The 3,349-nt window shown below is 71.9% G+C and carries 3 protein-coding genes; 2 read left to right on the top strand and 1 reads right to left on the bottom strand.

The window, feature by feature from the left end; translation table 11 throughout:
- The coding region (locus tag ABFX54_RS56250; RefSeq protein WP_346115547.1) for an acyltransferase family protein at positions 1-595 on the bottom strand (595 nt) is incomplete at its 3' end.
- Between the two features lie 349 nt (positions 596-944).
- On the opposite strand from ABFX54_RS56250, the gene ABFX54_RS56245 reads away from it, so the two are divergent.
- Both ABFX54_RS56245 and ABFX54_RS56240 read left to right on the top strand, forming a co-directional pair.
- On the top strand, positions 945-2,609 hold the full coding sequence (locus ABFX54_RS56245) for an ABC-F family ATP-binding cassette domain-containing protein (protein ID WP_346115546.1): 1,665 nt from the start codon (positions 945-947) through the stop codon (positions 2,607-2,609).
- 75 nt (positions 2,610-2,684) lie between these two features.
- Positions 2,685-3,197, top strand: a complete 513-nt coding sequence (locus tag ABFX54_RS56240) for a SigE family RNA polymerase sigma factor (protein ID WP_346115545.1) — start codon at positions 2,685-2,687, stop codon at positions 3,195-3,197.
- The last annotated feature ends 152 nt before the right edge of the window (positions 3,198-3,349 follow it).

Below are 3,349 nucleotides of genomic sequence, written 5' to 3'. Positions count from 1 at the left end.
CGGCGCTCGACACCCACACGGGCCAGTCGCCGGGCAGCGGCGGGCGCGACAGCACCAGCCCCGCCACCATCGCGCCGGCCGCGAACAGCAGCGCGGCCACGCCGCCGCCCGCGTGCACGCCCGCCGCGTACATGGCGGCGGCCACGAGGTAGAACACCATCTCGTACGACAGCGTCCACATCGGATCGACCACCGCGGCCACGCCCACCACGTCGGTCAGCATGGTGAGATGCGCGGCCACGGCCGTCAGGTCGCGGGGGACGGCCTCGCGCACCGGGATCCACCACGACAGCGCCAGCGTCAGGACGATGACCGCCAAATAGAGCGGGTAGAGGCGAAAGGCGCGGGAGATCCAGAACGCCCGCAGATCACCCCGCCGCTCCAGCGAGAACGGAATGATGTAGCCGCTGACCAGGAAGAACACCAGCACGCCATAGATGCCCAGGTTGCACCAGTAGGGGCGCAGCGAGGGCATGACGGCCTGCAACATGTGCTCGGCGAGCACCGCGATCGCCGCGATCCCCCGCAGGGCGTCCAGCCAGGCCAGGCGCGGGCGGGCAGACGCAGGTGAGGAATCAGGCGCAGCGGGGATCACCCCGGCAATTTACCGAACCTTTAAGGTCGCGCCATCCCGTTATCCGTAGGGGGTGTGGCAGGTGTGGCGGAAACGGCCCTGAGCGGCTGCTAGGATGATAGGCACTTTTGATCGAGTGCCTGATGTGAAACCTCGATCGGGTGGCACCTCTGAACACAGGGAGAGCGGACATGGCAGGTGACGACGACATCTCCGGGTGATACCGGAAGATGACCGGCCCCGGCGGGCGCCCATGCCGCCGCCGTGCGGGCCATGCCGTCGTTCCACCGTCCCTGCCCCCGCTCATCGGGGTTCCCGTCACCGGGCGATCGCCGTCGCGCGCCCGCGTACCCGTACGAGGTCTCTCGCCATGTCCGATGCCTTCATCGTCTGCTCCGGCCTGTCCTTCTCCTGGCCCGGCGACGTGCCGGTCTTCCAGAACCTGTCCTTCACCGTCGGCGCCGGCCGCACGGGGCTCGTCGCCCCCAACGGCGCCGGCAAGAGCACGCTGCTCAAGCTGATCGCCGGCGAACACCGGCCGGCCGCCGGGTCGGTGACCGTCCAGGGCACGCTCGGCTACCTGCCGCAGACCCTGCCCTTCTCGGCCGGGCCCCGCTCCGGTGGGCTCACCGTGGCCGAGGTGCTCGGCATCGCGCCCGTGATCGCGGCGCTGGACGCCATCGAGTCCGGCGACGCGAGCGAGGAGCACTTCACCACGATCGGCAACGACTGGGACATCGAGGAGCGCACCAGGGCCCAGCTCGACCGCCTCGGCCTCGGCGAGCTCGGCTTCGGCCGCACCCTCGACACGCTCAGCGGCGGCCAGGTCATCTCACTCGGCCTGGCCGCGCAACTGCTGCGGCGCCCCGACGTGCTGCTGCTCGACGAGCCGACCAACAACCTCGACCTCGACGCCAGGAACCGGCTGCACGGCGTGCTGGAGACGTGGAACGGCTGCCTGCTGCTGGTCAGTCACGACCGGGCGTTGCTCGACCGGATGGACCGCATCGCCGAGCTGCACGAGGGCGAGCTGCGTTCGTACGGCGGGAACTTCACCGCGTACGAGGAGGCCGTGCGCGCCGAGCAGGAGGCCGCCGAGAAGAACGTGCGCAACGCCGAGCAGGAGCTCAAGCGCGAGAAGCGGGAGCTGCAGCAGGCCAGGGAGCGGGCCGACCGCCGCGCGAGCAACGCCGCCCGCAACCTCAAGAACGCCGGCCTGCCCCGCATCTTCGCCGGGAACATGAAACGCGGCGCCCAGGAGTCGGCGGGCAAGGCGGGCCAGACGCACGCCGCGCGGGTCGGCGACGCCAAGGCCAGGCTCGACGAGGCGGAGCGCGCCGTGCGCGACGACCAGAAGCTCGTGCTGGAGCTGCCGGGAACCCGCGTCCCGGCCGGCCGCACGCTCTTCCACGCCGAACGGCTGCAGGCGGGCTTCCCCGGCGAACGGCCGCGGGCGGGGCACGACCGACGGACGCTCTACGCCGGAGCGGGGCTGGACCTGACCGTGCGCGGGCCCGAGCGCATCGCGCTGACCGGCCCCAACGGCGCCGGCAAGTCCACCCTGCTACGCCTGGTCGAGGGCGGTCTTGAGCCGGAGAGCGGCCTGATCAGGCGGGCGGACGGCCGGATCGCCCACCTGTCGCAGCGGCTCGACCTGCTCGACGTCGAGCGCACCGTGGCGGAGAACTTCGCCGCGTTCGCCCCCGAGCTGCCCCAGGCCGACCGGATGAACCTGCTGGCCCGCTTCCTGTTCCGGGGCGCCAAGGCACACCTGCCCGTGGGGGTGCTCTCGGGCGGCGAACGGCTGCGCGCCACCCTGGCCTGCGTCCTGTGCGCCGAGCCCGCGCCCCAGCTCCTGCTGCTCGACGAGCCCACCAACAACCTCGACCTGGTCAGCGTGGGGCAGCTGGAGAGCGCGCTGAACGCGTACGAGGGGGCGTTCATCGTGGTCAGCCACGACGAGCGGTTCCTGGCCGGGATCGGGGTGGAGCGGCGGCTGCGGCTGGCGGAGGGCCGGCTGACCGAGCTCGCATGAGCGGACATATCCCGCAGGAGGCATAGTTTCGCGGTCCCGTCTCGTCCTTGCTGGTGACATCGTGAGGAGGACCGGGTGGATCCAGGATTTGCGGCGAACTTCCGGCAGTTCGTCATCGACAGGTCGGGCGCGCTCTTCCGCACCGCGTACCTGCTGACCGGCGACCGCCACGCCGCCGAGGACCTGGTGCAGTCGGCTCTGGCCAAGACGGCCGCGCGCTGGCGCGGCCTGCGGGACCCGGCGGCCATCGAGGGTTACGTCCGCCGCGCCATGTACCACGAACAGGTCAGCCGGTGGCGCCGCCGCTCCAAGATCGTCGAGCTGAGCACCGCCGAGCAGCCCGACGTGCCGCGCGACGGGCACGCCGACAGCGCCGACCTGCGCCTGACCATGCGGGCGGCGCTGGCCAGGCTGACGCCGCGCCAGCGGACCATGCTCGTGCTGCGTTACTTCGAGGACATGTCGGAGACCGAGATCGCGCGCCTGCTGGGCGTGCGGGTGGGCTCGGTCCGCAGCCAGATCTACCGCTCGCTGGAGCGGCTGAAGCAGTCCGCCCCCGAGCTGAGCACTGTGAGGGAGTTCCGATGAACGTCGAGGACCTGCTCCGCGAGACCCTCGCCGAACTGGCGGACGAGGAGCGGCCACCGCACCCCGAGCGCTTCCTGGCCGCGCTGCCCCCGCCGCGCGCGCACCGGCGGGGCCTCGCCCTGGCCGCCGCCGTCGCCGTGGTGGCACTGGCG

This window comes from Nonomuraea maheshkhaliensis (assembly GCF_039529435.1).
GTDB classification, from domain to species: domain Bacteria; phylum Actinomycetota; class Actinomycetes; order Streptosporangiales; family Streptosporangiaceae; genus Nonomuraea; species Nonomuraea maheshkhaliensis.
The sequence above is the reverse complement of the archived record's forward strand: the minus strand, read 5'-3'. Positions and strand labels throughout refer to the sequence as shown.